This window comes from Vogesella alkaliphila (assembly GCF_014652475.1).
In the GTDB taxonomy this organism is placed as follows: domain Bacteria; phylum Pseudomonadota; class Gammaproteobacteria; order Burkholderiales; family Chromobacteriaceae; genus Vogesella; species Vogesella alkaliphila.
The window spans coordinates 45,269-71,976 of sequence record NZ_BMYW01000002.1 but is presented as its reverse complement, the minus strand read 5'-3'; the positions used below and the strand labels follow the sequence as shown (position 1 = coordinate 71,976).

At 63.4% G+C, this 26,708-nt stretch carries 26 protein-coding genes; 12 read left to right on the top strand and 14 right to left on the bottom strand.

Features of this window, described 5'->3' with window-relative positions; all coding sequences use genetic code 11:
- Window positions 1–62: 62 nt before the first annotated feature.
- From IE100_RS03505 to htpG, 9 genes are all read left to right on the top strand, one after another.
- Window positions 63–770: a phosphoadenylyl-sulfate reductase gene (locus IE100_RS03505; RefSeq protein ID WP_189372765.1), complete on the top strand. Its 708-nt coding sequence runs from the start codon at window positions 63–65 to the stop codon at window positions 768–770.
- 50 nt (window positions 771–820) lie between these two features.
- Window positions 821–2,479 carry a nitrite/sulfite reductase gene (locus tag IE100_RS03500; protein ID WP_189372764.1) on the top strand — a complete coding sequence of 553 codons (1,659 nt, stop codon included), beginning with the start codon at window positions 821–823 and terminating at the stop codon, window positions 2,477–2,479.
- Window positions 2,463–2,951: a DUF934 domain-containing protein gene (locus IE100_RS03495; RefSeq protein ID WP_189372763.1), complete on the top strand. Its 489-nt coding sequence runs from the start codon at window positions 2,463–2,465 to the stop codon at window positions 2,949–2,951. The genes IE100_RS03500 and IE100_RS03495 overlap by 17 nt, the downstream gene beginning before the upstream one ends.
- A gap of 237 nt (window positions 2,952–3,188) precedes the next feature.
- Complete coding sequence (locus IE100_RS03490) at window positions 3,189–3,830, top strand: OmpA family protein (RefSeq protein WP_189372762.1); 642 nt, start codon at window positions 3,189–3,191, stop codon at window positions 3,828–3,830.
- 122 nt (window positions 3,831–3,952) lie between these two features.
- A complete protein-coding gene (locus tag IE100_RS03485; RefSeq protein ID WP_189372761.1) occupies window positions 3,953–4,888 on the top strand; it encodes a bifunctional riboflavin kinase/FAD synthetase in 936 nt (311 codons plus the stop codon).
- Window positions 4,885–7,665, top strand: coding sequence for an isoleucine--tRNA ligase (ileS, locus tag IE100_RS03480; RefSeq protein WP_189372760.1), 2,781 nt, complete (start codon window positions 4,885–4,887; stop codon window positions 7,663–7,665). Before IE100_RS03485 ends, ileS begins: the two co-directional genes overlap by 4 nt.
- On the top strand, window positions 7,652–8,173 hold the full coding sequence (gene lspA / locus IE100_RS03475; RefSeq protein ID WP_373295290.1) for a signal peptidase II: 522 nt from the start codon (window positions 7,652–7,654) through the stop codon (window positions 8,171–8,173). Before ileS ends, lspA begins: the two co-directional genes overlap by 14 nt.
- Before the next feature lie 55 nt (window positions 8,174–8,228).
- A complete protein-coding gene (gene ispH, locus IE100_RS03470; RefSeq protein WP_189372758.1) occupies window positions 8,229–9,179 on the top strand; it encodes a 4-hydroxy-3-methylbut-2-enyl diphosphate reductase in 951 nt (316 codons plus the stop codon).
- A gap of 145 nt (window positions 9,180–9,324) precedes the next feature.
- Window positions 9,325–11,229, top strand: coding sequence for a molecular chaperone HtpG (htpG, locus tag IE100_RS03465; RefSeq protein ID WP_189372757.1), 1,905 nt, complete (start codon window positions 9,325–9,327; stop codon window positions 11,227–11,229).
- A 136-nt stretch (window positions 11,230–11,365) separates the two neighbouring features.
- Here htpG and IE100_RS03460 read toward each other — a convergent pair whose 3' ends face one another.
- The 9 genes from IE100_RS03460 to aceB form a co-directional block, all read right to left on the bottom strand.
- Entirely contained in the window at window positions 11,366–11,548 is a 183-nt protein-coding gene (locus tag IE100_RS03460; protein WP_047967330.1) for a hypothetical protein, read from the bottom strand.
- A 25-nt stretch (window positions 11,549–11,573) separates the two neighbouring features.
- Window positions 11,574–11,831 carry a translation initiation factor IF-1 gene (infA, locus tag IE100_RS03455; RefSeq protein WP_189372756.1) on the bottom strand — a complete coding sequence of 86 codons (258 nt, stop codon included), beginning with the start codon at window positions 11,829–11,831 and terminating at the stop codon, window positions 11,574–11,576.
- A gap of 321 nt (window positions 11,832–12,152) precedes the next feature.
- A complete protein-coding gene (locus IE100_RS03450) occupies window positions 12,153–12,344 on the bottom strand; it encodes an RNA polymerase sigma factor (RefSeq protein WP_047967332.1) in 192 nt (63 codons plus the stop codon).
- Window positions 12,345–12,439: 95 nt separating this feature from the next.
- Window positions 12,440–13,048: a glutathione S-transferase gene (locus tag IE100_RS03445; protein WP_189372755.1), complete on the bottom strand. Its 609-nt coding sequence runs from the start codon at window positions 13,046–13,048 to the stop codon at window positions 12,440–12,442.
- A gap of 105 nt (window positions 13,049–13,153) precedes the next feature.
- Window positions 13,154–13,861, bottom strand: a complete 708-nt coding sequence (locus tag IE100_RS03440) for an SIMPL domain-containing protein (protein ID WP_189372754.1) — start codon at window positions 13,859–13,861, stop codon at window positions 13,154–13,156.
- A gap of 170 nt (window positions 13,862–14,031) precedes the next feature.
- On the bottom strand, window positions 14,032–14,826 hold the full coding sequence (locus tag IE100_RS03435) for an ABC transporter ATP-binding protein (protein ID WP_189372753.1): 795 nt from the start codon (window positions 14,824–14,826) through the stop codon (window positions 14,032–14,034).
- Window positions 14,823–15,722 carry an ABC transporter permease gene (locus IE100_RS03430; RefSeq protein ID WP_189372752.1) on the bottom strand — a complete coding sequence of 300 codons (900 nt, stop codon included), beginning with the start codon at window positions 15,720–15,722 and terminating at the stop codon, window positions 14,823–14,825. Before IE100_RS03430 ends, IE100_RS03435 begins: the two co-directional genes overlap by 4 nt.
- Window positions 15,723–15,830: 108 nt before the next feature.
- Window positions 15,831–16,799 (bottom strand): ABC transporter substrate-binding protein, encoded by a 969-nt coding sequence (locus IE100_RS03425; protein ID WP_229800208.1) that lies wholly within the window; start codon window positions 16,797–16,799, stop codon window positions 15,831–15,833.
- 220 nt (window positions 16,800–17,019) lie between these two features.
- On the bottom strand, window positions 17,020–18,615 hold the full coding sequence (gene aceB, locus IE100_RS03420) for a malate synthase A (protein ID WP_189372751.1): 1,596 nt from the start codon (window positions 18,613–18,615) through the stop codon (window positions 17,020–17,022).
- A 178-nt stretch (window positions 18,616–18,793) separates the two neighbouring features.
- Here aceB and IE100_RS03415 point away from each other — a divergent pair, with 178 nt between their 5' ends.
- Entirely contained in the window at window positions 18,794–19,672 is an 879-nt protein-coding gene (locus tag IE100_RS03415; RefSeq protein WP_189372750.1) for a LysR family transcriptional regulator, read from the top strand.
- Window positions 19,673–19,786: 114 nt separating this feature from the next.
- Here IE100_RS03415 and IE100_RS03410 read toward each other — a convergent pair whose 3' ends face one another.
- From IE100_RS03410 to pyrG, 5 genes are all read right to left on the bottom strand, one after another.
- Complete coding sequence (locus IE100_RS03410) at window positions 19,787–21,586, bottom strand: GGDEF domain-containing protein (protein WP_189372749.1); 1,800 nt, start codon at window positions 21,584–21,586, stop codon at window positions 19,787–19,789.
- Between the two features lie 75 nt (window positions 21,587–21,661).
- Window positions 21,662–21,955, bottom strand: a complete 294-nt coding sequence (ftsB, locus tag IE100_RS03405) for a cell division protein FtsB (RefSeq protein WP_047967340.1) — start codon at window positions 21,953–21,955, stop codon at window positions 21,662–21,664.
- 3 nt (window positions 21,956–21,958) lie between these two features.
- Window positions 21,959–23,242, bottom strand: coding sequence for a phosphopyruvate hydratase (gene eno, locus IE100_RS03400; protein ID WP_189372748.1), 1,284 nt, complete (start codon window positions 23,240–23,242; stop codon window positions 21,959–21,961).
- A gap of 86 nt (window positions 23,243–23,328) precedes the next feature.
- Window positions 23,329–24,180: a 3-deoxy-8-phosphooctulonate synthase gene (gene kdsA / locus IE100_RS03395; protein WP_189372747.1), complete on the bottom strand. Its 852-nt coding sequence runs from the start codon at window positions 24,178–24,180 to the stop codon at window positions 23,329–23,331.
- A gap of 62 nt (window positions 24,181–24,242) precedes the next feature.
- The gene (gene pyrG / locus IE100_RS03390; RefSeq protein ID WP_189372746.1) at window positions 24,243–25,883 is read right to left on the bottom strand and encodes a CTP synthase; all 1,641 of its coding nucleotides are present in this window, start codon (window positions 25,881–25,883) and stop codon (window positions 24,243–24,245) included.
- A gap of 347 nt (window positions 25,884–26,230) precedes the next feature.
- Here pyrG and rpmB point away from each other — a divergent pair, with 347 nt between their 5' ends.
- Window positions 26,231–26,464, top strand: coding sequence for a 50S ribosomal protein L28 (gene rpmB, locus IE100_RS03385; RefSeq protein ID WP_026107616.1), 234 nt, complete (start codon window positions 26,231–26,233; stop codon window positions 26,462–26,464).
- Between the two features lie 36 nt (window positions 26,465–26,500).
- Window positions 26,501–26,656 (top strand): 50S ribosomal protein L33, encoded by a 156-nt coding sequence (rpmG, locus tag IE100_RS03380; protein WP_047967345.1) that lies wholly within the window; start codon window positions 26,501–26,503, stop codon window positions 26,654–26,656.
- Window positions 26,657–26,708 lie beyond the last annotated feature (52 nt).

Here is a 26,708-nt window from a genome sequence, read left to right as displayed (position 1 = left end):
CGGCTTTAAAGGCTTTCGCTACCATGGCAGACTTCACACCGAACGCCCATGGAGGCCCCACGATGAGCCTTGCCGACAAGCTAGCGCATACCGAAGCCCTGCTCGATACCATCGCCCGCGACCACGCGCCCGTTGCGCTGGCCAACAGCTTTGGTGCCGAAGACATGGTGCTGATGCACCTGATCGCCAGCCGCAAGCTGCCGATCGGCATTTTCAGCCTCGATACCGGGCGCCTGCCGGTGGAAACCTACACCCTGATGCAGCAGGTCGGCGAGCGCTACCCCAGCCACCCGATCCGTGTTTACTATCCGGATGCGACGGCGCTGGAAGCCTACGTCAACCAGAACGGCATCAACGCTTTTTATAACAGCGTCGAGCTGCGCAAGTCCTGTTGCCATATCCGCAAGATCGAGCCGCTGAAGCGCGCGCTGAACGGCCTGTCGGCGTGGATCACCGGCCTGCGCCGTGAGCAGTCGCCGACGCGGCAGGATCTCACCGACCGCGAGTTCGACGCCGACAACGGCCTGATGAAGTTCAACCCGCTGATCGAGTGGACCGAGAAAGAGGTGTGGGAATATATCCGCGCCAACGACGTGCCCTACAACAGCCTGCACGACAAGCATGTGCCGTCCATCGGCTGTGCGCCCTGTACCCGGCCGATTTCCGTCGGCGAGGATATCCGTGCCGGTCGCTGGTGGTGGGAAAACCCGGAATCCAAGGAATGTGGCCTGCACGTGAAGGCCAGTCCGCTGAAACGCCCGAATGCCTGACAAGGTTGGCCGCAGCCAGTGCGGCCAATACCGCTTGAGGAAACAGAAGCATGTACAAGTACGATGAAGTGGATCACCGCCTGGTGCGCGAGCGCGTCGAGCAGTTCCGCGACCAGACCCGCCGCTACCTGGCCGGCGAGCTGTCGGAAGACGAATTCCGCCCGCTGCGGCTGATGAATGGCCTCTATGTGCAACGCCACGCGCCGATGCTGCGCGTCGCCATTCCCTATGGCCACCTGTCCAGCACCCAGCTGCGCAAGCTGTCCCACATCGCCCGTACCTACGATCGCGGCTATGGCCACTTCACCACGCGCCAGAACATCCAGTTCAACTGGCCGGCGCTGGAGCGGGTGCCCGACATCCTCGCCGAGCTGGCCGAGGTCGAGATGCACGCGATCCAGACCTCCGGTAACTGCGTGCGCAACACCACCACCGACGCCTTTGCCGGTGTTGCCGCCGACGAGTACCTGGACGGCCGCGCCTACTGCGAGATCATCCGCCAGTGGAGCACGCTGCACCCGGAGTTCGCCTACCTGCCGCGCAAGTTCAAGATCGCCGTCTCCGGCAGTGCCGACGACCGTGCCGCCACCCAGGTGCACGACATCGGCCTGCACGTGGTAAAGAACGACGCCGGTGAAGTCGGCTTCAAGGTCATCGTCGGCGGCGGCCTCGGCCGCACCCCGCTGGTCGGCAAGACCATCCGCGAATTCCTGCCGACCCGCCATCTGCTGACCTACCTCGACGCCGTGCTGCGCGTGTACAACCGCTTCGGCCGTCGTGACAACAAGTACAAGGCGCGCATCAAGATCCTGGTGCAGGCGATGACGCCGGAAGCCTTCGCCGCCAAGGTGGAAGACGAGTGGGCGCACCTGAAGGATGGCCCGGCCACGTTGCGCGACGAGGACGTGGCGCACTACGCCAGCTTCTTTACCGACCCGGCCTACGAGCAGCTGGCCGCCAACCCGGAAGCCTTCACCGTGCCGCTGGTCAGCGATGCGGCATTCGCCAAGTGGGTGGCGCGCAATACCCGTAGCCACAAGCAGACCGGCTACCGCTCGGTGGTACTGTCGCTGAAGAAGACCGGCGTACCGCCGGGCGACATCACGGCCGAGCAGATGGATGCGGCCGCCGACTGGGCCGACCGTTTCGGCTTCGGCGAGCTGCGCGTGGCGCACGAACAGAACCTGATCCTGCCGGACGTGAAGGAAAGCGACCTGTACGAGGTGTGGCAGCTGGCACGCCAGCACGGCTTCGCCACCCCGAACGTCGGCCTACTCACCGACATCATCTGCTGTCCGGGTGGCGACTTCTGCTCGCTGGCCAATGCCCGTTCCATTCCGGTGGCGGAAGCGATCCAGCAGAAGTTCGACAACCTCGACTACCTGTTCGACCTCGGCGACATCGACTGCAACTTCTCCGGCTGCATGAACGCCTGTGGCCATCATCACATCGGCAACATCGGTATTCTTGGCGTTGATAAAAATGGCGAAGAGTGGTACCAGATCACCCTCGGCGGCAGCCAGGGCAACCACACCGCCATCGGCAAGGTGATCGGACCGTCGTTCGCGCAGGCCGACGTGCCGCTGGCATTCGAGAAGATCATGAACCTGTATGTCGAGCAACGCCTGGCTGGCGAACGCTTTATCGAGACCGTACGCCGTATCGGGCTGGAGCCATTCAAGGAGCGCGTTTATGCAAAATCTCATTAAGAACGACGCGGTCACGGAAGATGCATGGCACCTGATCCGCAGCGAAGACGAAAGCTATGGCGCGGCGGAGGACGTCATCCTGCCGCTGGCCGCCTGGCTGGCGCTTGATCCTGCCCGTAGCGGCCAGGCCGCGCCATGGCTGGCACCGGATGCCGACCTGAGCCTGCTGTTGCCGGTGCTGGCGCAGCTGCCGCTGATCGCCATCGATTTCCCGGCCTTTACCGATGGCCGTGGCTATAGCCTTGCCCGATTGCTGCGCGAGCGCTACGGTTATCAGGGGGAGTTGCGTGCCATTGGCGACGTGCAGCGCGATCAGCTGGCGTACCTGTCCCAGGTCGGCTTTACCGTGTTCGCGATCCGCGACGACCGTCCGGCCCAGGCGGCACTGGATGGTCTGCGCGATTTCAGCGACCAGTACCAGGCCACCGTGCTGCAGCCGGAGCCGTTGTTTAAAAGACGCACTTCGCGCTAAATTGTTGCTTGTTAGCAACTGAAAGTGTGGTGTTTCGATAGAATGGTCCGCTTTTGTGTTGCTTTTTTTGTCGCATTCCATTGAGCTAAAGTTGACATGGTGGTGATCGACTACCTATAGTCACTCCAACTATCTGGCAACGGATGAATTTCGCGTTTGTCTTAAAGCTTGACGTGCTGTGCTTGTCATAAGCAGTTTTGCGAAGCTGGTAGACTTATCCAACAAAGAGGAAATGCTATGAAAAAATCGATCAAACTGAGCGCTCTGGTTGTTGCCATGATGCTGTCCAGCGGCGCTTTCGCTGCCAAGGCCGGCTACGCGACTGACGGCGTTGTTGATAACGTGGCTCGCAACGCCTACGGCGAATGCTGGAAAGACGGCTACTTCAACAAGGAAGCCAACGGTCTGGTTGAGTGCGGCGACAAGGAAGCTCCTAAGCCAGTTGCGGTAGCGCCTGCCGCTCCGGCTCCTGCGCCAGTGGTTTCCCAGATCAAGTCCTTCTCCCTGTCGGCAGCCGGCCTGTTCGCCTTCGACAAGACCGTGATCACTTCCGGCAACGCAGCGCTGGACGGCGTGGTTGCGGAACTGAAGGGCGACAAGTACCTGAAGTCGGTTGCCATCGTTGGCCACACTGACTCCATGGGCGCCGAAGCCTACAACCAGAAGCTGTCCGAGCGTCGTGCCAACGCCGTGAAGGACTACCTGGTTGCCGGCGGCATCCCTGCCGAGAAGATCACCGCTTCCGGCGCTGGCGAATCGCAAGCCAAGATGACCGAGCAGTGCTCGAAGATCAAGGCCCGCAACCAGCGCATCGCCTGCATGGAGCCGGATCGTCGCTTCGAAGTGACTGTAGAAACCGCCAAAGAAGTGAAGATGTAAGTCTCGCTTCTTGCCAGAAAGCCCCGGCTCCTGCCGGGGCTTTTGTTTTTTGGCTTTGGGCTGGCGCGGCTCAGGGTGGCTGGTTAAAATCACCGTTTGTTTCTTTTCGAGCACGACTGTCCATGCGAGCGTTTCTGGGCGACCCGCGTCGCCATGACTTGTTGCCCTGTGCGCTGACCATCGGTAATTTCGACGGTGTCCACCTTGGCCATCAGAAGATGCTGGCCCGTTTGCGGCACGAGGCCGCCGCCCGCGGCCTGCCCACCGCGCTGCTGACTTTCGAGCCGCATCCGCGCGAGTTCTTTGCCCGCAGCCAGCCGCCGGCGCGGCTGTCGGTGCTGCGCGACAAGCTGCAATTCCTGGCGGAAGAAGAACGGGTCGACTACGTGTTTGTCTATCGTTTCAACCACGCCTTTTCGCGCATGCCGGCCGAGTTGTTCATGCGCGAGGTGCTGCAGCAGCAATTGCAGACCCGTTACCTGCTGATCGGCGACGATTTCCAGTTCGGTGCCGACCGCAAGGGCAATTTCGAGCTGCTCAGCGCCTGTCCCGATTTCGTCACCGAAGCGATGCCGTCGGTGCTGGTGGCCGGCGAGCGCGCCTCCAGCACCCTGGTGCGCGATACCCTGGCCGCCGGCGACCTGCAGCGCGCGGCGACCCTGCTGGGGCGGCCGTACCAGATCAGTGGCAAGGTGATGCACGGCCAGAAGCTGGGGCGCACCATCGGCTTTCCGACCGCCAACGTGCACCTGCCGCATCTGCGACCGGCGCTGCAGGGGGTGTTCGTGGTGGAGGTCGACACGCCGCAGGGGCGTCTCGGCGGCGTGGCCAGCCTCGGCAAGAACCCGACGGTCACCGACAGCCAGCACTACAAGCTGGAAGTGCATTTGTTCGATTTTCACGGTGATCTGTACGGCCAGCGTGTTTCGGTGCACTTTCTGAAAAAATTGCGCGATGAAGCGCGTTATGATGATTTGAACGAGCTGGTGGCGCAGATTGAACGCGATGCCGCCAGCGCCAAGACCTATTTGACCAGTTTGCAACGAGATCAGGCATGAGCATCGACTATCGCAAGACCGTAAACCTGCTGGATACCCCGTTCCCGATGCGGGGTGATCTGGCCAAACGTGAACCCGCTTGGCTCAAGCGCTGGACCGAACAGCAGCGCTACCAGAAACTGCGCAAGGTCGCCGCCGGCCGTCCCAAGTTCATCCTGCACGACGGCCCACCGTACGCCAACGGCGATATCCATATCGGCCACGCCGTCAACAAGGTGCTGAAGGACATCATCGTCCGCTCCAAGACCCTGTCCGGCTTCGACGCACCCTACGTGCCGGGCTGGGACTGTCACGGTCTGCCGATCGAGCTGATGGTGGAGAAACTGCACGGCAAGGACATCCCGGCCGCCAAGTTCCGCGAACTGTGCCGCGAATACGCGCACGAGCAGATCGCGCGCCAGAAGAAGGACTTCATCCGTCTGGGCGTGCTGGGCGACTGGGACAACCCCTACCTGACCATGGATTTCAAGACCGAGGCCGACATCGTGCGCACCCTCGGCAAGATTTACGAGAACGGCTACCTGTTCAAGGGCGAGAAGCCGGTGCACTGGTGCATCGAGTGCGGCTCGGCGCTGGCCGAGGCGGAAGTCGAATACGAAGACAAGACCTCGCCGGCCATCGACGTCGGCTTCACGGTGCTGGAAGGCGACAAGTTGGCCGCAGCCTTCGGCCTGGCGGGCAGCGTCGATGACGCGCAGGCCATCATCTGGACCACCACGCCGTGGACGCTGCCGGCCAACCAGGCGGTGTCGGTCAATGCCAAACTGGTGTACCAGCTGCTGGACACCGCCAAGGGCAAGCTGATCCTGGCCAAGGATCTGGTCGAAGCGACTCTCAAGCGCTACGGCGTGGACGGCACCGTGCTGGCGGAAACCAGCGGCGACAAGCTGGAGCTGATCCGCCTGCAGCACCCGTTCTACGACCGCCAGGTGCCGATCATCTGCGGTGAGCACGTGACCACCGACGCCGGTACCGGCCTGGTGCACACCGCGCCGGCGCACGGTCTGGAAGACTTCCAGGTCGGCCAGCAGTACGGCATCCCGGTGGACAACCCGGTGGCCGACAACGGCCGCTACAAGTCCACCACCGCGCTGTACGCCGGCCTGTCGGTGTGGGAAGCCAACCCGAAAGTGATCGAAACGCTGGCCGAGCAGGGCGCGCTGATCCACCAGGAAAAGCTGCTGCACAGCTACCCGCACTGCTGGCGCCACAAGACCCCGATCATCTTCCGCGCCACCGCGCAGTGGTTCATCGGCATGGACAAGTCCGGCAAGGACAGCGAGGTGCTGCGCGAGCGCGCCAAGCAAGCGGTGGACAGTACCGAGTTCTTCCCGGCCTGGGGTCGTGCCCGTCTGGAAGCGATGATCAGCAACCGCCCGGACTGGTGCGTGTCGCGCCAGCGTAACTGGGGCGTGCCGATGACCTTCTTCGTGCACAAGGAAAGCGGCGAGCTGCATCCGGACTCCGCCGCGCTGCTGGAACAGGTGGCGCTGCGCATCGAACAGCAGGGCATCGAAGCCTGGTTCAGCCTCGATGCCGCCGAGCTGCTGGGCGAGGATGCGGCCAACTACCGCAAGCTCAGTGACACTCTGGACGTGTGGTTCGATTCCGGTTCCACCCACTTCGCGGTGCTGAAACAGCGCCCGGAACTGGCGTGGCCGGCCGACCTGTATCTGGAGGGCTCCGACCAGCACCGCGGCTGGTTCCAGTCGTCGCTGCTCACCGGTTGCGCCACCATCGGCCGCGCGCCGTACCAGCAGCTGCTGACCCACGGCTTCGTGGTCGACGGCAAGGGCCTGAAGATGTCCAAGTCCAAGGGCAACGTGGTGGCACCGCAGAAGGTCAACGACAGCCTCGGCGCCGACATCCTGCGCCTGTGGGTGGCGTCCACCGACTACTCCGGCGAGCTGGCGATCTCCGACGAGATCCTCAAGCGCGTCACCGAGAGCTACCGCCGCCTGCGCAATACCTTCCGCTTCCTGCTGGCCAACCTGTCGGACTACGACCCGATGGAGCACGCGGTGCCGTTCGGCAGCATGCTGGAGATCGACCGCTACGCGCTGCTGATGGCCAAGGAAATGCAGGAGAAGGTGACCGGCGAGCTATACCCGCGCTACGCCTTCCACCACGCGGTGCAGGAAATCGTCAACTACTGCTCCGAGGATCTGGGTGCCTTCTACCTCGACATCCTCAAGGACCGCCTGTACACCACCAAGGCGGGCAGCCATGCGCGCCGCAGCGCGCAGACCGCGCTGTACCACATCACCCGCAGCCTGCTGCTGCTGGTGTCGCCCATCCTGTGCTTCACCGCCGATGAGGCGTGGGAAGTGCTGGTCGGCAGCGACGAGGAATCGCCGCTGTTCCACGTATGGCATGAGTTCCCGCTCACCGGCGAGCAGCAGGAAGCGGACCTGGTCGGCAAGTGGCAGGCCATCCGCGCCTTCCGCGCTCAGCTGAACAAGGATATCGAGGCGCTGCGCAGTGCCGAGCAGCTCGGTTCCGCGCTGCAGGCCGAGGTCGATGTCGTGGCCGATGAGGTGCTGTTCCCGCTGCTGGCCAGCCTGGGCGACGACCTCAAGTTCGTGCTGATGGTGTCGCGCGTCAGCGTCAGCGAAGGCAGCGCGCTGAGCATCACCGTCACGCCGTCGGCGCACGCCAAGTGCGACCGTTGCTGGCACTACCGCAGCGACGTCGGCAGCCATGCCGGCCACGGCAATGTCTGCGGCCGCTGCGTCGACAACATCGATGGTAAAGGTGAGGCCCGTGTCCACGCCTGACGTCGAACTGCAAACGGCAGCGCCGGCCACGGCGCTGCGTGACAGCCTGAAGTGGTTCGTGCTGGCGCTGCTGATCATCGTGATCGACCAGCTCAGCAAGATCCACTTCAATACCAGCTACCAGTTCGGCGAGTACCGCGCGGTGATCCCGGGTTATTTCGGTTTCACCCTGCTGTACAACCCGGGGGCGGCGTTCAGCTTCCTCGCCGACGCCGGCGGCTGGCAGAAGTTCTTCTTCACCGCGCTGGCCTTCGCCGTCTCCGGCTGGCTGGGCTGGCAGATGGTGAAAGGGCGCTTCAGCACGGTGATGAGCCTGGCGGCATCGTTCATCATCGGCGGCGCGCTGGGCAATGTGATCGACCGCCTGCTGCACGGCCACGTCATCGATTTCATTCAGGTGCACTACTACGACAGCTGGTACTACCCGGCCTTCAACCTCGCCGACAGCTTCATCTGTGTCGGCGCCGTGTTGATGGTGATCGACAGCTTCCGCCACCCGCAACCATGACGACAACGTTGGCCGCAGCCTTGCGGCCAACCTTTTAGCTACTGAAGGATACCCGATGACGAAGACCATCATGCTGGCCAACCCGCGCGGTTTCTGCGCCGGCGTCGACCGTGCCATCGCCATCGTCGAGCGCGCGCTGGAAATCTACGGCGCCCCGATCTATGTCCGCCACGAGGTGGTGCACAACCGTTTCGTGGTCGACAACCTGCGCGACAAGGGCGCCATTTTCATCGAGGAGCTGCAGGACGTGCCGCCCGGCGCCACCCTGATCTACTCGGCGCATGGCGTGCCGCAATCGGTGCGCCAGGAGGCGGAAGCCCGCGGCCTGACGGTGTACGACGCCACCTGTCCGCTGGTGACCAAGGTGCACGTCGAGGTCAAGCGCATGCACCAGGCCGGCATGAGCATCATCATGATCGGCCACAAGGGCCACCCCGAGGTGGAGGGCACCATGGGCCAGGTCGAGCACGGCATGTACCTGGTGGAGACGGTCGACGACGTCGCCACGCTGCAGCTGCCGGACGAGTCGCGGCTGTCCTACGTCAGCCAGACCACGCTGTCGGTGGACGAGACCCGCGACATCATCAACGCGCTGAAGGCGCGCTTCCCGCAGATCACCAGCCCGAAGAAGGACGACATCTGCTACGCCACGCAGAATCGTCAGGATGCGGTGAAGGTGCTGTCCGACGAGTGCGACATCGTGATCGTGGTCGGCTCGCCGAACAGCTCCAACTCCAACCGCCTGCGCGAAGTGGCGGCCTTGCGCGGCGTGACCGCCTACATGGTCGACAACGCCACCCTGCTGCAGCGGGAATGGTTCGACGGCAAGCAGCGCGTCGGCGTCACCGCCGGTGCCAGCGCGCCGGAGGTGCTGGTGCAGGCGGTGATCGAGCAGATCCGCCAGTTTGGCGCCACCAGCGTCAGCGAGCTGAACGGGGTGGAGGAGAGCATCGTGTTCGCGCTGCCGCCCGGCCTGCGCGAGAAGAAGGACGGCGCCGGCGCCTGATACGCGCACCCGCCCTCCGCAACCCGGCTACCGGCAGGTGCCGGGTTTTTTCATGCCCGCAGCCGGTCGCGTGCGCCGGCTCTTGAAGAATCTGCGCCTGTCGCCATCTTGTCCTCTGTTATCAACTCTTCATTCAGACATAGCCATGAGCGCACAGAAAGAAACCCTGGGTTTTCAGACCGAAGTCAAGCAGCTGCTGAAACTGATGATCCATTCCTTGTACTCCAACAAGGAAATCTTCCTGCGTGAGCTGGTGTCCAACGCCAGCGATGCGGCCGACAAGCTGCGTTTCGAGGGGCTGAACAATGCCGCCCTGTTCGAGAATGATCCCGAGCTGAAAATCCGCATCAGCGTCGACAAGGATGCCAAGACCATCACCATCGCCGACAACGGCATCGGCATGAGCCGCGACGAGGTGATCGCCAACATCGGTACCATCGCCAAGTCCGGCACCAAGGCCTTCTTCGAGCAGCTGTCCGGCGACGCCAAGAAGGACGCCAACCTGATCGGCCAGTTCGGCGTCGGCTTCTACTCCGCCTTCATCGTCGCCGACAAGGTAACGCTGACCACCCGCCGCGCCGGCAGCGCCGCCAGCGAAGGCGTGCGCTGGGAGTCGGCCGGCGAGGGCGACTTCACCCTGGAGCAGGTGGACAAGGTTGGCCGCGGCACCGAGATCGTGCTGCACCTGAAGGACGGCAACGAGGACTTCCTCAACGACTGGTCGCTCAAGCGCATCGTGCGCACCTACTCCGACCACATCTCGATCCCGATCGAGATGAAGAAGGGCAACAGCTACGGCGAGAACGGCGAAGTGATCGTCAGCGACGATTTCGAAGTGGTGAACGAGGCCTCCGCGCTGTGGACCCGCAGCAAGAACGACATCAGCGACGAGCAGTACCAGGAATTCTACAAGCACGTGGCGCACGACTTCACCGAGCCGCTGGCCTGGAGCCACGCCCGCGTCGAAGGCCGCCAGGAGTACACCGAGCTGCTGTACATCCCGTCGCGCGCGCCGTTCGACATGTGGGACCGCGAGCGCAAGCAGGGCGTGAAGCTGTACGTGCGTCGCGTGTTCATCATGGAAGACAGCAACAAGCTGATGCCGCAGTACCTGCGCTTCGTGCGCGGCGTGATCGACAGCAACGACCTGCCGCTGAACGTGTCGCGCGAGATCCTGCAGGAGTCCAAGGACATCGACGCCATCCGCGCCGGTTGCGTGAAGAAGGTGCTGGGCCTGCTGGATGACCTGGCCGCCAACGACAAGGACAAGTACGCCGCCTTCTGGAAGGAATTCGGCCAGGTGCTGAAAGAGGGCGTGGGCGAGGACTTTGCCAACAAGGAGCGCATCGCCAAGCTGCTGCGCTTCGTGTCCACCACTTCTGAAGGCGACGTGCCGGACGTGTCGCTGGCCGACTACGCCTCCCGCATGAAGGAAGGCCAGGACAAGATCTACTTCATCACTGCAGATACCCTGTCCGCTGCGCGCAACAGCCCACATCTGGAAGTGTTCAAGAAAAAGGGCGTGGAAGTGCTGCTGCTGACCGACCGCGTCGACGAGTGGGTGACCGGCTCGCTGACCGAGTTCGACGGCAAGCAGCTGCAATCTGTCGCCAAGGGCGCACTGGATCTGGGTGCGCTGGAAGACGAGGCTGACAAGGAAGCGCAGAAGCAGGTGGAAGAAGCCGCCAAGCCGGTGGTGGAGCTGGTGCAGAAGGCGCTGGGCGAGCGGGTGAAGGACGTGCGTGCCACCGCACGCCTGACCGACAGCCCGGCCTGCCTGGTGGTGGGCGAGCACGAGATGAGCGCGCACCTGGAGCGCATGCTCAAGGCCGCCGGCCAGCCGGTGCCGGAAGGCAGCAAGCCGACACTGGAGATCAACCCGGAACACGTGCTGGTCAAGCGTCTGGCCGCAGAAAGCGACGACAGCCGCCGCGAAGACCTGGCGCACGTGCTGTACGATCAGGCATTGCTGGCGGAAGGCGGCAAGCTGGAAGACCCGGCCACCTTCGTGAAGCGGATCAACAAGCTGATGCTGGAATTGTCTGTCTGATCCGGCGCATTGCGGCCAACCTTGGCCGCAGTGGCTTGCCCCTTACGAACCGTCCTGCCCGTTGGCAGGGCGGTTTTTTTATTGGGGTGCCGTCCGGTAGTGGGGCTGCGCTGGCAGGGTGTGGCAGTCGGCGCGCTTAGCGGGCCGCGGCGATGTAGGCATCGCCCTGATAGTGTGCACTGGACAATCCCAGTGCCGAGTTGAAGGTCACCATGAAACGGCGGCCAACCTGGCGGATGGCGATGACTTCGTAGGCGACGGTGTGGTCAAGACGTTGTTCGGTGATGCGATCACCTGGTTGCAATTCCTGGATTTTCATTAAATTCCTTGTTCAATTCTCAATATCAGCGGCGGAAGTGCTGTGGTGCACCTTCCGGGCGCGCTGTCGGGTGGCGGAAGTTGATCCGTCCCTTGCTCAAATCATACGGTGACATTTCTACGGTGACGCGGTCGCCCATCAGCACGCGGATGCGGTGCATGCGCATTTTGCCGGAGCCGTAGGCGAGGATTTCCACGCCGTTGTCCAGCAATACACGAAAGCGCGATTCAGGCAGCATTTCGGTAACGACACCTTGCAGTTCGATCATATCTTCTTTAGACATTGTATTCTTTCGGGTAGCTGGTTCCGTGCCCGGTCGTCAGACCATGCACCAAGGCCCGTTCATAAGCGGCATGAACGGGAAAGAAATGTGAAACCGTGTTGGGGAGTGTCGCCTGCGAGGTAGGGCAGGGCAGGCAAAAACAGACGGCAGCAGTACGAGAACAGTGCCAGCAAGACGGAAACAAACCGTACTATACCGCTAAATCCATGATTTGTCAGTTTTTTCGTGCCACGGGACGACGAGCCCCAGTCAGCGATCGCAGGCCAGATAAAAAGCAGGCGGATACCGCGCGGGCATCCGGCCGCTTTTGACGGGCTGGCTTTAGCTGGATAGCTGCTTCATTGCACTGCGAAAGCGCGCATGCGCGCGTGAAACGGTAGAGAGACTGATATCGAGTTGGCGCGAGGCGGCATAACCGGTCATGCCGTCGATCTCCATCAGGCAGACTGCTTCACGGGACTTTTTCTTCAGGCCGATCATGTCCGCGATGCGTTTCATTTGTTCCAACCGCATGATGATTCTCCTTGCTGGATAACAGGCGACAGCGCATGCCTGATATAAGCTTAGTCCGTATTGGCCGAATTGCCATGCTGTCTGGCACAAGCCGTTTACGCCGGCGGCAGCGTGTCGCTGAAGCTGCTGCGCTGCTGCAGGCGTAGCGCCAGGCTGGCCAAATTCGGATGTAGCGTGCGCCAGTCGAAGTCGGCAAAGCGGAAGTCGAGGTAGCCCAGGCAGCAACCGACGCTGATGTCGGCAATGCCGTAGCTGTCGGCGCAGCACCAGTGGCGCTCGCCGAGGTCGTGCGCGAGGGCGGCCAGGCCGCGGATGATCTTGTCGTGCTGGCGGTTGATCCAGTCGGCGCTTTGCAGTGCCGGCGGGCGGCGTTGCTCGATCACGATATTGGCGGCGGCATCGCAGATGCCATCGGCCAAAGCCTCCCAGCGGCGGGCTTCGATCAGCTGGCGGCGTTCCTGCGGGAACAGCCGTGCCACCGGGGAAATACTGTCCAGGTACTCGACGATGACGCGGGAATCAAACAGCGTGCTGCCGTCGTCCAGCAGCAAGACCGGCACCTTGCCCAGCGGGTTGAACTCGGGGACCCGGCTGCCGGCCTCCCAGGGCATGTCCAGTTCCAGCGGGCAGTCGATCTTTTTCTCGGCCAGCACCACGCGCACCTTGCGGGCAAACGGGCTGGTCAGTGAGGCAATCAGTTTCATGATGGTGTGTGTGCTTGGCGGCTTGTGTCGCGGGAGTGCGATATTGTAAGCGCAGTATCAGCAACGGCGGGATGAGCGTCAATCTCGCCGTTGCCGCGCATCGCCTTATTGCAGCTCGATGCGACCGCTGACATTGAGCTGGATGGTGCTTTTACCCGGTTGCCATTCCGGCGTGGTCACCTCGGCTGCGGCATCGGCCGTCATTGCCTTGGCGCGCATCAGCAGCGGCGGCATGTTCGGCTGGCTTTCGCCTATGGTCAGCTCGCGCACCTGCTGTTGCGGCTTGCCCAGTGCCTTGCCGGCGGCGGTGGCCTGGTGCTGCAGCAGGGCAATCGCCTCCGGAATCAGCGTCTGCTCGGTGGCCTTGCGCGTGCTGTCGGCGACGCTGAACTGCACGCCCTCCAGCAGCATGTATTTCTGCAGCTGGGCGATCAGCTCGGCAGCGGCGGCAAAGTCGCGGCTGTGCAGGCGGATGTCGGCGCGGCCTTGCCAGCCGTTGATCTTGCCGTTCTTGTCGTAGCTGGGCCAGCTGTTGTAGTTGCCGCTGCTGATGGTCACCTTCGGGTAGCCGGCGGCGTCGGCCTTGGCGCGGTTGAGGGCGCGGTTCAGCTTGTCCGCCAGCTGTGCCGCCTGTGGCTGCCGCTCCTGGATGTAGAGCGTCGCATTCAGCTGGTCATTCGGCAGCTCGCGCTGGGCGCTGGCGCTGAGGTGGAGGACGGTGGCGGGCTCGGCCGCCTGGGCCGGTGCCAGCTGGCTCAGCAGCAGGGTGACGCCGAGCAGCAAGGGACGGGAAGAACGCAGGAACAGGGACATGATGGGCCTTTCGCGGTGAAAACAGCGCTGTGACTGTGGCGATGCGTGATGGTTGCAATCGTACCGGCTCATTATGGCATCCGGATGTGGTGCCGGCGCCTGCTTTGCGGCCAACCTTGTGATGAAAAAGCACGGCCCGGGGGCCGTGCTGTCGGGAGTGCGCGCCGGTCTCAGCCCAGCAGCAGCGCGTCGTCGTCGATCTGTTCGCCGCGGGTCTTCTCGAACATCGCCAGCAGGTCGCTGACCTGCATCTGCTTGCGCTCGTCGCCGCTGACATCCAGCACCACGCGGCCCTGGTGCAGCATCACCGTGCGGTGGCCGTGATCCAGCGCCTGGCGCATGGAGTGGGTGACCATCATCGCGGTGAGCTTGTTCTCCTGCACGATGCGGTCGGTCAGCTCCAGCACGAAGGCGGCGGTTTTCGGGTCCAGCGCCGCGGTGTGCTCGTCCAGCAGCAGGATGCGAGACGGCTGCAGCGAGGCCATCAGCAGGCTGACCGCCTGGCGCTGGCCGCCGGAGAGCAGGTCGATGCGGTCGGCGAGACGGTTTTCCAGCCCCAGCTTCAGCATCGCCAGCTTGTCGCGGAACAGCTCGCGCTGCTCGGCGCGGATGGCACGGCCAAAGCCGCGGCTACGGCCGCGGTGCCAGGCCAGCGCCATGTTTTCCTCGATGCTGAGCCCTTCGCAGGTGCCGGCCATCGGGTCCTGGAACACGCGCGCCACCATGCCGGCGCGTTGCCAGGCCGGTACGCGGGTGACGTCCTGCTCGTCGATGTGCAGGCTGCCGCTGTCGACGAACAGGTCGCCGGAGATCGCGTTCAGCAGCGTGGATTTGCCGGCGCCGTTGCTGCCGATCACGGTCACGAACTGGCCGGACTCGATGGTCAACGACAGGCCGCGCAGCACCGGATTCTCGATCGGGGTGCCGGGGTTGAAGGTCTTGAACAGCTGTTCGGCGCGCATCATGATGCTTTACCTCCTTTGCGGCGCAGTTTGGCTTTCAGTTGCGGCAGCACCAGCGCGCCACCCACCAGCAGCGCGGTGATCAGGTTCAGGTCCTGCGCCTGCAGGCCGATGAAGTCGGCGTTCAGCGCCACCGCGATCAGCAGGCGGTAGAGCAGGGCGCCGATGATGGTGGCCAGCGTGATCACCCACAGCTTGCGCGACGGCAGCAGGGTTTCGCCGATGATCACCGCGGCCAACCCCACCACGATGGTGCCGACGCCCATCGACACGTCGGCGCCACCCTGGGTCTGCACGTACAGCGCGCCGGCCAGCGCGATCAGCGCATTGGACAGCGCCATGCCGGCCAGCACCATGCGCTCGGTGGCCACGCCCTGGGCGCGTGCCATGCGCGGGTTGGCGCCGGTGGCGCGCATCGCGAGGCCGGTCTGCGATGCAAAGAACAGGTCCAGCGCGATCTTGGCTGCGACGATGATCACCGCCAGCACCGCCGGCTGTACCAGCCAGCTGTTTTCCAGCGCCTCGCCGATGAACGGGGCAAACACCGTCGGCGAGCCGATCAGCGGCATATTGGGCGCGCCCATGATGCGCAGGTTGATCGAGTACAGCGCGATCATCACCAGGATGCTGGCCAGCAGCTGCAGGATGTTGAGGCGCACGTGCAGCCAGGCGGTGACCAGGCCGGAGACGGCGCCGGCCAGCGCGCCGAAGCCGCAGGCCAGCCACGGGTCGTGGCCGCCGGCGATCAGGGTGGCGGCGACGGCGCCGCCCAGCGGGAAGCTGCCGTCGGCGGTGAGGTCGGGGAAATCAAGGATGCGGAAGGAAATCAGCACGCCCAGCGCCACCAGCGCAAAGATCAGACCGATTTCCAGGGCACCCATCAACGCGATAGGGGTCATGGCTTACCTGCAATAACAAGCGCTCCTGTGCGCCAATCGGTAATCGGGCATCGCGGAGCGCGGGGTGAACAAGGTTGGCCGCAACGGTGGCTGCGGCCAACGTTGGCATTACTTGATGATTTCCTTGGCTTCCTTCAGCAGGGCCGGGGACAGGGTGACGCCCTGTTTCTGCGCGGCGCCCTGGTTCAGCGTCAGCGACAGCTTCTCGCCGACCTGCGGCGCGATGGCGGCGGCTTTCTCGCCCTTCAGGATGCGCACCACCAGCTTGCCGGTCTGGCGGCCGATGTCGTAGTAGTTCTGGCCCAGCGCCGCGGTGGCGCCGCGCTTCACCGAATCGGTATCGGCGGCCACCAGCGGGATCTTGGCCTGCTGTGCCACGCCGACCAGCGACTCGTAGGTCGACACCACGTTGTTGTCGGTGCTGGTGTAGATCACGTCCACCTTGCCGATCAGGCTCTTGGCGGCCGGGGCCACGTCCACGGTGCGCGCCGCCGGGGCTTCCACCAGGGTCATGCCGCGCTTGGCCAGCTCGGCCTTCAGCTCCTTGGCCACGATCACCGAGTTGACTTCACCCGGGCTGTACACCATGCCGACGCGCTTGGCGCCCGGCTTCACCTTGGCGATCAGGTCAACCTGCGACGACAGCTTCAGCATGTCGGAGACGCCGGTGACGTTGCCGTTGCCGGCTTTCCAGCTTTTCACCAGCTTGGCGGCCACCGGGTCGGTCACCGCGGTGAACACCACCGGAATGCTGCGGGTGCCGGCGACGGCGGCCTGCGCGCTCGGCGTGGCGATGGCCACGATCACGTCCGGACCGTCACCGATGAACTTGCGGGCGATCTGCGCGGCGGTGGCCGGGTTGCCCTGCGCGCTCTGGTATTGGTACTTGATCTGCTTGCCGGCTTCGAAGCCGGCGGCCTTCAGTTCGTCTTCCACGCCCTTGCGCGCAGCATCCAGTGCCGGGTGATCGACAATGGCGGTGACGGCGACCGATTTCATGTCGGCGGCAGTGGCGAACGGGCTGAGGCTGGCGGCCAGCAGCGCGGCCAGTACGGTGCGGCGAGGGAAGTTCATCATGGCGATACCTTTGGTTCCGGATGGTATTGTTGACTTGGTAATGCGGCTTTCGCGCAATGATATTGCAAAACGACACGAATTTCAGTTTGTGCAAAGCAATAATATTTCAAATATTGTATCCATGAGAAGCAATCTGCCACCGCTTGGTGCATTGCGAAATGAAAAGGCCCCATAACGGGGCCTGGGCGCTGTTTGCTATCAAAATGAGCAGGGCGGCGGCTCAGTCCAGATACTCGTTGCCGGGCAGGGTCAGGAAGTCGATGAACTCGTCGCTGCTGATCAGCAGGTCGAACAGCTGCGCCGCGTCCTCGAACTGGCGGCGCCAGCGGCTGCCGTACTCGGCGCGCAGCTTGTTGATCTCGTCGGCGGCCAGGTCGCGGAACAGGCCCAGCGTCACCTTGCGGCCGTCGTCCAGCACCCCTTTCGGGCTGCGTATCCACTGCCAGATCTGCGAGCGGGCGATCTCGGCGGTGGCGGCCTCTTCCAGCAGGTTGTGGATCGGCACGCAGCCGTTGCCGCTGAACCAGGCGCCGAGGTACTGGATGCCGACGTTGATGTTGTTGCGCAGGCCGTGCTCGGTGATCGGCGTTTCCGGCTGGAAGTTGAGCAGGTCGGCGGCGGTGATCAGCACGTCGTCGCGCCGGCGTTGCCACTGGTGCACGGCACCGCCCAGCACGCTGCGGAAGGCTTCGTGCGCCAGCGGCACCAGTCCGGGATGGGCGACCCAGCCGCCGTCGTAGCCGTCGCGCGCGTCGCGTTCCTTTTCTGCGCGGATTTCGGCCAGCGCCAGCTCGTTGCGGCTGGGGTCGTGCTTGATCGGGATCAGCGCCGACATGCCGCCGATGGCCGGCGCGCCGCGCTGGTGGCAGGTCTTGATCAGCAGCAGGGTGTAGGAGCGCATGAAGGGCACGCGCATGGTGATGCGTTCACGGTCGGCAAGGCAGAACTCGCGGTTGTGGCGGAAGTGCTTGATGCAGCTGAAGATGTAGTCCCAGCGCCCGGCGTTCAGCCCGGCGCTGTGCTCGCGCAGCTCGTACAGGATTTCGTCCATCTCGAAGGCAGCGAGGATGTTCTCGATCATCGCGGTGGCCTTGATGCTGCCGCGCGGCAGCTGCAGCAGTTCCTGGGCACAGATGAAAATATCGTTCCATAGCCGCGCCTCGAGGTGCGACTCCAGCTTGGGCAGGTAGTAGTAGGGCGCGCGGCCAAGCTCGTGCAGGGCGGCGGCACTATGAAAGTACGACAGCGCAAAATCGAACAGGCTGCCGTTGACCATCTGGCCGTCGACCAGCAGGTGCTTCTCCGGCAGGTGCCAGCCGCGCGGGCGCACCATCAGCGTGGCGATCTCGTCATTGAGGCGGTAGTGGCGGCCGTCGTGGCCGTGGTAGGCCAGCGTCTTGCGCCAGGCGTCGCGCAGGTTGATCTGGCCCTGCAGCTGGTTGTCCCAGCTCGGGCATTGCGCATCCTCGAAATCGACCATGAACACGCCGGCGCCGGAGTTCAGCGCGTTGATCATCACCTTGCGTTCGGCGGGGCCGGTAATCTCGACGCGGCGGTCGTGCAGGTCGGCCGGCAGCGGCGCGATCTGCCAGTCACCCTGGCGGATGGCGGCGGTTTCCGGCAGGAAGTCGGGCAGGGCGCCGGCATCGAGGCTGGCCTGGCGCTGCTGGCGGCGCTGCATCAGCTCGCGACGCTGCGGCTCGAAGCGGCGGTGCAGCGTCGCGACAAAGGCCAGCGCCTCGGGGGTAAGGATGGCGGCAAACGAGCCGGTGACCGGGGCGTTGATGTCCACGCCTGGCGGCAGGGCCTGCGTCATGGGGATTCTCTCCTGGGCTTGTCGGGTGGTGGCGGCAAGTTTCTGTTTTTATTTGCGATCTTGCTTAGCAACTGCTTGCTTTTTCGATGGCAGTTTAGCATGTGGCAGTGTGGGAAAATCCGGTAAGATCGCGAAACATATTTTACTTTTTGTGAGGTAATGCCCGGTGCTGAAGCAGATGGAAACCTTTGTCGCGGTGGTCAACCTGGGCAGCCTGTCGGCGGCGGCGCGGCAGGAGGGCGTGGTGGCGGCGATGATAGGCCGGCGCCTGGATGCGCTGGAGGAGCGGCTGGGGGTCAAGCTGCTGGTGCGCACCACGCGCAGCGTGACGCTGACGCAGGAGGGCAGCGCCTTTTTCGAGGATTGCCAGCGCATCCTGGCCGAGCTGGCCGAGGCCGAGGCGGCGGTGGCCTCCGGCAGCGGCCGGGCCCGCGGCCACCTGCGCTTGTCGGCGCCGGCCGGTTTTGGCCGCCGCCACGTCGCACCGCACATCGCGTCCTTCCTGCAGGCGCATCCCGACCTGCGCGTCACGCTGGACCTGTCCGACCGGCTGGTGGACCTGGCGCGCGACCGCATCGACTGCGCCATCCGCATTTCCGATCTGGCCGACTCCTCGCTGGTGGCGGTACGGCTGGCGGAAAACCGCCGCGTAGTGGTGGCATCGCCGGCCTATCTGGCGCGGCACGGCATCCCGCGCACGCTGGAGGATCTGGCCGGCCACAACTGCCTGTCGCTGGGCGAGAGCCAGAGCCGCGGCTGGACCTTCAAGGTCGACGGCGAGCTGCTCAACCTGCGCGTGCGCGGCGTGCTGGAGTGCAACGACGGCGCGGTGCTGCACGACTGGGCGCTGGCCGGGCTGGGGCTGGCGTGGCGTTCGCTGTGGGAGGTGAAGGACGACCTGTCCGACGGGCGGCTGGTGACGGTGCTGGAGCGCTTTTCGTCGCCGGATTACCCGGTGTACGCGGTGGTGCCGCAGCGGCGCTTCCTGCCCGGGCGGGTGCGGCTGTTCATCGACCACCTGAAGGCGTGCTACAGCAGCCCCGGCTACTGGGACTGATGGGACAGGCTTGCGGCCAACCTTGGGGCGGCGGGTCCCTGATTGCGGGGCGGATTCGGTGAGGGGGGCGGGTAGACGGGCAGCACGCACCGGTGCGGCCACCCGTTGCTAAGATCAGGGCGTTTCCGCCGACAGGGTGCGGTTCTTGCCGGCCAGCTTGGCGCGGTACATGGCGCTGTCGGCGCGTTCGATCACGTCGCTATCGCACTCGCCGAGGTGCCACAGCGCGACACCGGCGCTGAAGGTCACCACCAGCCTGTCCTGGTTGGCGAGGAAGAAGTTCTTGGTCAGTTCGCGCTGCAGACGTTGCACCAGCTCGACCGCCTCGTTGATGCCGGTATCCGGCAGCAGCACCACGAACTCTTCGCCGCCGAAGCGGGCGACGATGTCGGAGCTGCGCAGCGAGCGGTGCATCAGCTCCACCAGATACTTGAGCACGTCGTCGCCGGTCAGGTGGCCGTAGCGGTCGTTCAGCTGCTTGAAGTTGTCGACGTCGATCAGCGCCACCGACAAGGGTTGGCCGCTGCGCTTGGCGCGGCTGATCTCGCGCTCGAAGTGTTCTTCCAGTCCGCGGCGGTTGTAGGCGCCGGTGAGCTGGTCTTCCTTGATCTTGGCGCTGGCCGCTTCCAGCGCGTGCTCCAGCTCGCTGATGCGCTGCTGCGCGCTGTGTACCTCGTTGCGGGCGGCCAGCAGTTCGCCGTGCGATTCGCTGAGGTTGGTCTGCATGCTGGCGGTGTCGCTCAGCAGCGATTGCAGGATGTCGTTCAGCTGGTTGACGTCCCGGGTGCCGCGGATACTTTCGCTGTGGCTGTGCAGGCGTTGCTGGAAATCGCCGGTGCTATTGCTCATCAGCGACAGCTTGTCAAGGAAGGTGTCAAGCAACGCGCGCAGCGAGCTGGTGGCCTCGTCCAGCGAGTGTTTCAGCGTGCCCTGCTTGTGGATCACTTCCTTGAGGCTGGCTTCCAGCTGGTAGATGTGCTGGATCGAGATGTTCGGTTGCGCCAGGATCTGCTGCAGGCCGCTGATCTGGCCGAGCAGATAGCTGTCGGACTGGTTCAGCTCGGCGACATTCTGCAGCATCAGCTGCATCAGGTTGGACAGGCCGGTGACCAGCCGTTCGTCGTCCTGCGACTGCAGTTCGAGGCGGATCAGGAAGCTGCGCAGCTGCGGGAAGAAGTTGTCGACATCGTGGCTGCTGTGGATGCTGCCCAGTGCGCTGCGGGTGTCGCTGAAGTGCTGCGACAGTTCCGGATAGTGCACCAGTCGCGGCTCGATGCCGAACTTGAGGGTGTAGTCGAAGACATCCTTCCACACCTGGCAGCGGTCGTCGCCGTCCGCCTCGTCGGCGACTGCGGCCGGGCTTGGCTCCGGCACGCTGCCGGCGGCTGCGGCCGCAGCATCGGCTTCCGGCTGGCCGGCCTGGACGCTTGCCGGTTGCAGCCAGCTTTTCACCAGGTTGTGCAGTTTTTCGTTGAGTTCGTCCGGGGCGTTGCCGAAGGATAGCAGCACCCGTTCCAGTGCCGACTGCTTGTAGTTCTGGCTCAGGGCCGGATTGCGGATTTCCCAGGCCTTCATCAGGTCCTGGATCAGGCTGCCCCAGCTTTGCGCCAGCTGGCGCTTGCGGCCGTTGAGCTCGGCCAGCTCCAGCGTCAGCTGTGGCACTAGCTCCCATTTTTCGTCGTCGATGGCGCGGCGCAGCTTGGCGATGGCGATCTTGCTGGATGCTTCTTCCGCCGGCAGGCTCTCGTAGGCGCGCAGCAGCAGGTCGGCCAGCTTGTTGGTGCGCGCCTCGGCGGGCACGCCCATGATTTCGCTGTAAACGCGTTCGAAATTGTCCGGAGTCGGGAGGAGTTTGCGCAGCGTCAGTTGTTTCAGCGTCTCGCGCGCGGTGTCGATTGGATTGTGCGTCGTCATGGACCAGACCCTGGAGCTTTTATGAGCAGCCATTATGTTTTTTTGAGCCTGCAGTGAAGGTCAGAACCGGTGCGGCTAGGGAGTCTCCGAGGCGGTGCTGTTGTCCAGCAGCTGGAAAAATACCTCGTTGTTGCGGATCATACCAAGTTCATTCCGCGCACGCTCTTCGATTGCGGCAGAACCTTGTTTCAGGTCACGCACTTCGGCGTCGAGTGCGGCGTTGCGGCCAACCAGGACTGCGTTGGCCGCACGTTGTTCCTCGACCTGGGAGTCGAGTTGCCAGACCCTGAGCCAGCTGCCCTTGCCTAGCCAGAGTGGCCATTGCAGGGCAGCGATCAGGACAATCAGCGTCAGGGTCAGCCAGCGCATTGCTTATTTCAGGTGGTAGAAGGCAGCGCGGCCCGGGTACCAGGCGGCATCACCCAGCTCTTCTTCGATACGCAGCAGCTGGTTGTACTTGGCCATGCGGTCGGAACGCGACAGCGAGCCGGTCTTGATCTGCATGCAGTTGGTGGCCACGGCCAGGTCGGCGATGGTGCTGTCTTCGGTTTCGCCGGAACGGTGGCTCATCACGCTGGTGTAGCGCGAGCGCTTGGCCAGGTCGACGGCTTTCAGGGTCTCGGACAGGGTGCCGATCTGGTTCACCTTCACCAGCAGCGAGTTGGCGAGGCCGCCTTCGATGCCTTTGGCCAGGATCGCCGGGTTGGTCACGAACAGGTCGTCGCCGACCAGCTGCACGCGCTCGCCCAGACGCTCGGTCAGGATCTTCCAGCCGTTCCAGTCGTGCTCGCTCATGCCGTCCTCGATCGAGATGATCGGGTACTTGTCGGCCAGCGTTTCCAGGTAGTCGGTGAACTGCTCGGAAGTCAGCGACAGGCCTTCGGCGGTCAGGTGGTACTTGCCGTCCTTGTAGAACTCGGAGGAGGCGCAGTCCAGGGCCAGCATCACGTCCTGGCCGGCAACGTAACCGGCGGCGTCGATGGCTTCCAGAATCAGCGTGATCGCTTCTTCGTGGCTGGTCAGGTTGGGCGCGAAGCCGCCTTCGTCGCCGACGGTGGTGGCGTAGCCCTTGCTGTCGCACAGTTTCTTCAGCGCGTGGAAGATCTCGGCGCCGCAGCGCAGTGCTTCGCGGAAGGTGGCTGCGCCGACCGGCAGGATCATGAATTCCTGGATGTCCAGGGTGTTGTTGGCGTGCGCGCCACCGTTGATCACGTTCATCATCGGTACCGGCAGGGCCATCGGGCCGGCGCCGCCGAGGTAGCGGTACAGCGGCAGGCCGGCGTCTTCGGCGGCGGCGCGGGCCACGGCCATCGACACCGCCAGCATGGCGTTGGCGCCGAGGCGGGATTTGGTTTCGGTGCCGTCCAGCTCGATCAGGGTCTTGTCGATGAAGGCCTGGTCGGAGGCGTCGAGGCCGATGATGGCTTCGCAGATCTCGGTGTTGATGTTCTCAACGGCCTTCAGTACGCCCTTGCCGAGGTAGCGACCCTTGTCGCCATCGCGCAGTTCCAGTGCTTCCTTCTCGCCGGTGGAGGCGCCGGACGGTACGGCAGCGCGGCCCATCACGCCGGAGTCCAGCAAGACGTCGGCTTCAACTGTCGGGTTGCCACGGGAATCGAGGATTTCGCGGGCAATCACGTCGATGATCGAACTCATGAATGTTTCCTTCAAGGGGTCTAGGTTAGTCAAACCGGAATACGGTGCGGCCAACCTTGCAACAGGTTGGCCGTGAAATCAACCTGTTACAGCGTTTGTTCGGCAAATGGCTGACCCTTGACCAGCGCATCGATCTGCTTGAGCGTGTGCAGCAGTTCTTTCATGCGCGGCAGCGGCCAGGCGTTGGGGCCGTCGGACATGGCCTTGGCCGGATCCGGGTGGGTCTCCATGAACAGGCCGGCGATGCCGGTGGCGACCGCGGCGCGCGCCAGTACCGGCACGAATTCGCGCTGGCCGCCGGAGCTGGTGCCCTGGCCGCCGGGCAGCTGTACCGAGTGGGTGGCGTCGTACACCACCGGGCAGCCGGTCTCGCGCATGATCGCCAGCGAGCGCATGTCGGACACCAGGTTGTTGTAGCCGAAGGAGGCACCGCGTTCGCAGGCCATGAAGCTGTCCGGGTCGAGGCCGGCTTCCAGCGCCGCTTCGCGTGCCTTGTCGATCACGTGCTTCATGTCGCCCGGCGCCATGAACTGGCCCTTCTTGATGTTCACCGGCTTGCCGCACACGGCGACGGCGCGGATGAAGTCGGTCTGGCGCGCGAGGAAGGCCGGGGTTTGCAGCACGTCGACAACGGCGGCAACGTGCGGCACCTGTTCCTCGGTGTGCACGTCGGTCAGCACCGGCACGCCGATCTGGCGGCGGACCTCGGCCAGGATGCGCAGGCCTTCTTCCATGCCGAAGCCGCGGAACGACTTGCCGGACGAGCGGTTGGCCTTGTCGAAACTGGACTTGTAGATGAAGTTGATGCCCAGTTCGCTGGTGATTTCCTTCAGCTGACCGGCGGTGTCCAGCGCCATCTGTTCGCTCTCGATCACGCAGGGACCGGCGATCAGGAACAGCGGCTGGTCAAGGCCGACTTCGAATCCGGCGAGTTTCATGGTGTGTGTCCTTCAGCTGGAAGCAGGGTTGGCCGCAGTGCCGCGGCCAACCCTGGATGGCATCAAGCCTTGGCTATATCAGCCTGGTAGGCGAGCGCCGCTTTGACGTAGGCGATGAACAGCGGGTGGCCGTCACGCGGGGTGGAAGTGAATTCCGGATGGAACTGGCAGGCGAAGAACCAGCGGTGGTTGCCCAGCTCGATGGTTTCCACCAGCTTCTCGTGACCGGCGGACAGGCCGCTGATGGTCAGGCCGGCGTCCGACAGGCGGCCAACGTAGTGGTTGTTCACTTCGTAGCGGTGACGGTGGCGCTCGGTGATCTCGGTGCTGCCGTACACGCGTGCCGCCAGCGAGCCTGGCGTCAGGTCGCACTGCTGGCTGCCCAGGCGCATGGTGCCGCCAAGGTTGGAGTTCTCGTCGCGGGTTTCGATCTTGCCGTCGTGGTTCACCCACTCGTCGATCAGGGCCACCACCGGGTAGTCGGTTTCGAGGTCGAATTCGGTGGAGTTGGCGCCAGTCATGCCGGCCACGTCGCGGGCGTACTCGATCAGCGCGATCTGCATCCCCAGGCAGATGCCGAGGTAAGGGATGTTGTTCTCGCGGGCGAACTTCACCGCCTTGATCTTGCCTTCCACGCCGCGCTTGCCGAAGCCGCCAGGTACCAGGATCGCGTCCATGTCCTTCAGCGATTCGGCGCCGTCGCGCTCGATCTCTTCCGAGTCGACGTAGATGATGTTGACGTTGGTGCGGGTGTGCACGCCGGCGTGCTTCAGCGCCTCGGTCAGCGACTTGTACGATTCGGTCAGGTCGACGTACTTGCCGACCATGGCGATGTTGACTTCGTGCTGTGGGTGCTCGATGGCGTCGATGATGCCGTTCCACACCGACAGGTCCGCCTTCGGCAGCTCCAGCTGCAGCTGTTCGCAGATGATGTCGTCGATACCCTGCGCGTGCAGCATGCCCGGTACCTTGTAGATGGAGTCGGCGTCGTAGCAGCCGATCACCGCGTTCTCTTCCACGTTGCAGAACAGCGCGATCTTGCGCTTTTCGTCTTCCGGCAGCTCGCGGTCCATGCGGCACAGCAGGATGTCCGGCTGGATGCCGATCTCGCGCATCTCCTTCACCGAGTGCTGGGTCGGCTTGGTCTTGATCTCGCCGGCGGTGGCGATATAAGGCACGTAGGAGAGGTGCACGAACAGGGTGTTCTTGCGGCCCAGGTTGGAGCGCATCTGGCGGATCGCTTCCAGGAAGGGCAGCGATTCGATGTCGCCGACAGTGCCGCCGATTTCCACGATGGCCACGTCCACGTCACCGGCGCCTTCGCGTACTTTCAGCTTGATCTCGTCGGTAATGTGCGGGATCACCTGCACGGTGCCGCCCAGGTAGTCGCCGCGGCGTTCCTTGGTGATCACCGATTCGTAGATCTGGCCGGTGGTGAAGTTGTTGCTTTTCTTCATCTTGGCCTTGATGAAGCGCTCGTAGTGACCCAGATCCAGGTCGGTTTCCGCACCGTCTTCGGTCACGAAGACTTCGCCGTGCTGGAACGGGCTCATGGTGCCCGGATCGACGTTGATGTAGGGGTCGAGCTTCAGCATGGTGACTTTAAGCCCGCGAGACTCAAGGATAGCGGCGATGGACGCAGCGGCGATGCCCTTGCCGAGGGAGGACACCACACCGCCGGTTACGAAGATGTACTTGGTCATGGGAATGCAACTCTGTTGGAATCTGTGATTTTAACCGAAAGCCGCACTTTTTTGAATGGGCAATGCGCGACTGTTTGCCGTTTGCCCGCAATTACTTGCCGCCAGCGTGCCGGGTGGGCGGCGCGGGTTTTTGCGGTGCAAGCCACAGTTGTCCGCCGTCTCCGCGCTTCATGACAATTAAAGCGTGCGTGCGCCGTAGCCTTGTTGTATTATTGCGGATTCTTTTAGCCGCTCACGCATGGCGGGTGATACTGTCGGGTTGCACAACCGGCAGGGCGCCGTCTTGTCGAATGGCTTCTTAATATGGTATAAGTTTACCTTTTACCGGCTTTTGGGAGTGATGAACCATGGCGCGTGTTTGCAAAGTCACCGGCAAGCGTCCGATGACCGGGAACAATGTGTCCCACGCCAATAACAAGACTAAGCGTCGTTTTCTGCCTAACCTGCAATATCGCAAGTTCTGGGTAGAGAGCGAAAATCGTTGGGTGCGTCTGCGTATTTCTAACGCAGCACTGCGTACCATCGATAAGGTAGGCATCGACGCCGTTCTGGCCGACCTGCGTGCTCGCGGCGAGCTGTAATTTTTCGACCGACGAAATCGACAATAAGGAATAGCCATGCGCGACAAGATCAAGCTGGAATCGACCGCAGGTACCGGTCACTTCTACACTACCACCAAGAACAAGCGTACGATGCCTGAGAAAATGGAGATCAAAAAGTTTGATCCCGTTGCTCGCAAGCATGTTCTGTACAAGGAAATCAAACTGAAGTAATTCAGTCTGGTTGTCTTGTTGAAAAAAGCCCTTTGATTCGTCAAAGGGCTTT

What these genes read in the sequence shown, in the direction of transcription:
- IE100_RS03415 (WP_189372750.1), top strand. Translation starts at nt 18,794, where the DNA reads ATGGAAACCTTTGTCGCGGTGGTCAACCTGGGCAGCCTGTCGGCGGCG.
- eno (WP_189372748.1), bottom strand. Translation starts at nt 23,242, where the DNA reads ATGAGTTCGATCATCGACGTGATTGCCCGCGAAATCCTCGATTCCCGT.
- IE100_RS03430 (WP_189372752.1), bottom strand. Translation starts at nt 15,722, where the DNA reads ATGACCCCTATCGCGTTGATGGGTGCCCTGGAAATCGGTCTGATCTTT.
- IE100_RS03450 (WP_047967332.1), bottom strand. Translation starts at nt 12,344, where the DNA reads ATGCGGTTGGAACAAATGAAACGCATCGCGGACATGATCGGCCTGAAG.
- aceB (WP_189372751.1), bottom strand. Translation starts at nt 18,615, where the DNA reads ATGACGCAGGCCCTGCCGCCAGGCGTGGACATCAACGCCCCGGTCACC.
- ftsB (WP_047967340.1), bottom strand. Translation starts at nt 21,955, where the DNA reads ATGCGCTGGCTGACCCTGACGCTGATTGTCCTGATCGCTGCCCTGCAA.
- IE100_RS03440 (WP_189372754.1), bottom strand. Translation starts at nt 13,861, where the DNA reads ATGTCCCTGTTCCTGCGTTCTTCCCGTCCCTTGCTGCTCGGCGTCACC.
- IE100_RS03410 (WP_189372749.1), bottom strand. Translation starts at nt 21,586, where the DNA reads ATGACGACGCACAATCCAATCGACACCGCGCGCGAGACGCTGAAACAA.
- pyrG (WP_189372746.1), bottom strand. Translation starts at nt 25,883, where the DNA reads ATGACCAAGTACATCTTCGTAACCGGCGGTGTGGTGTCCTCCCTCGGC.
- IE100_RS03490 (WP_189372762.1), top strand. Translation starts at nt 3,189, where the DNA reads ATGAAAAAATCGATCAAACTGAGCGCTCTGGTTGTTGCCATGATGCTG.
- IE100_RS03505 (WP_189372765.1), top strand. Translation starts at nt 63, where the DNA reads ATGAGCCTTGCCGACAAGCTAGCGCATACCGAAGCCCTGCTCGATACC.
- IE100_RS03425 (WP_229800208.1), bottom strand. Translation starts at nt 16,799, where the DNA reads ATGATGAACTTCCCTCGCCGCACCGTACTGGCCGCGCTGCTGGCCGCC.
- IE100_RS03435 (WP_189372753.1), bottom strand. Translation starts at nt 14,826, where the DNA reads ATGATGCGCGCCGAACAGCTGTTCAAGACCTTCAACCCCGGCACCCCG.
- ispH (WP_189372758.1), top strand. Translation starts at nt 8,229, where the DNA reads ATGACGAAGACCATCATGCTGGCCAACCCGCGCGGTTTCTGCGCCGGC.
- IE100_RS03500 (WP_189372764.1), top strand. Translation starts at nt 821, where the DNA reads ATGTACAAGTACGATGAAGTGGATCACCGCCTGGTGCGCGAGCGCGTC.
- rpmB (WP_026107616.1), top strand. Translation starts at nt 26,231, where the DNA reads ATGGCGCGTGTTTGCAAAGTCACCGGCAAGCGTCCGATGACCGGGAAC.
- infA (WP_189372756.1), bottom strand. Translation starts at nt 11,831, where the DNA reads ATGTCTAAAGAAGATATGATCGAACTGCAAGGTGTCGTTACCGAAATG.
- kdsA (WP_189372747.1), bottom strand. Translation starts at nt 24,180, where the DNA reads ATGAAACTCGCCGGATTCGAAGTCGGCCTTGACCAGCCGCTGTTCCTG.
- rpmG (WP_047967345.1), top strand. Translation starts at nt 26,501, where the DNA reads ATGCGCGACAAGATCAAGCTGGAATCGACCGCAGGTACCGGTCACTTC.
- IE100_RS03460 (WP_047967330.1), bottom strand. Translation starts at nt 11,548, where the DNA reads ATGAAAATCCAGGAATTGCAACCAGGTGATCGCATCACCGAACAACGT.
- IE100_RS03485 (WP_189372761.1), top strand. Translation starts at nt 3,953, where the DNA reads ATGCGAGCGTTTCTGGGCGACCCGCGTCGCCATGACTTGTTGCCCTGT.
- htpG (WP_189372757.1), top strand. Translation starts at nt 9,325, where the DNA reads ATGAGCGCACAGAAAGAAACCCTGGGTTTTCAGACCGAAGTCAAGCAG.
- ileS (WP_189372760.1), top strand. Translation starts at nt 4,885, where the DNA reads ATGAGCATCGACTATCGCAAGACCGTAAACCTGCTGGATACCCCGTTC.
- IE100_RS03445 (WP_189372755.1), bottom strand. Translation starts at nt 13,048, where the DNA reads ATGAAACTGATTGCCTCACTGACCAGCCCGTTTGCCCGCAAGGTGCGC.
- IE100_RS03495 (WP_189372763.1), top strand. Translation starts at nt 2,463, where the DNA reads ATGCAAAATCTCATTAAGAACGACGCGGTCACGGAAGATGCATGGCAC.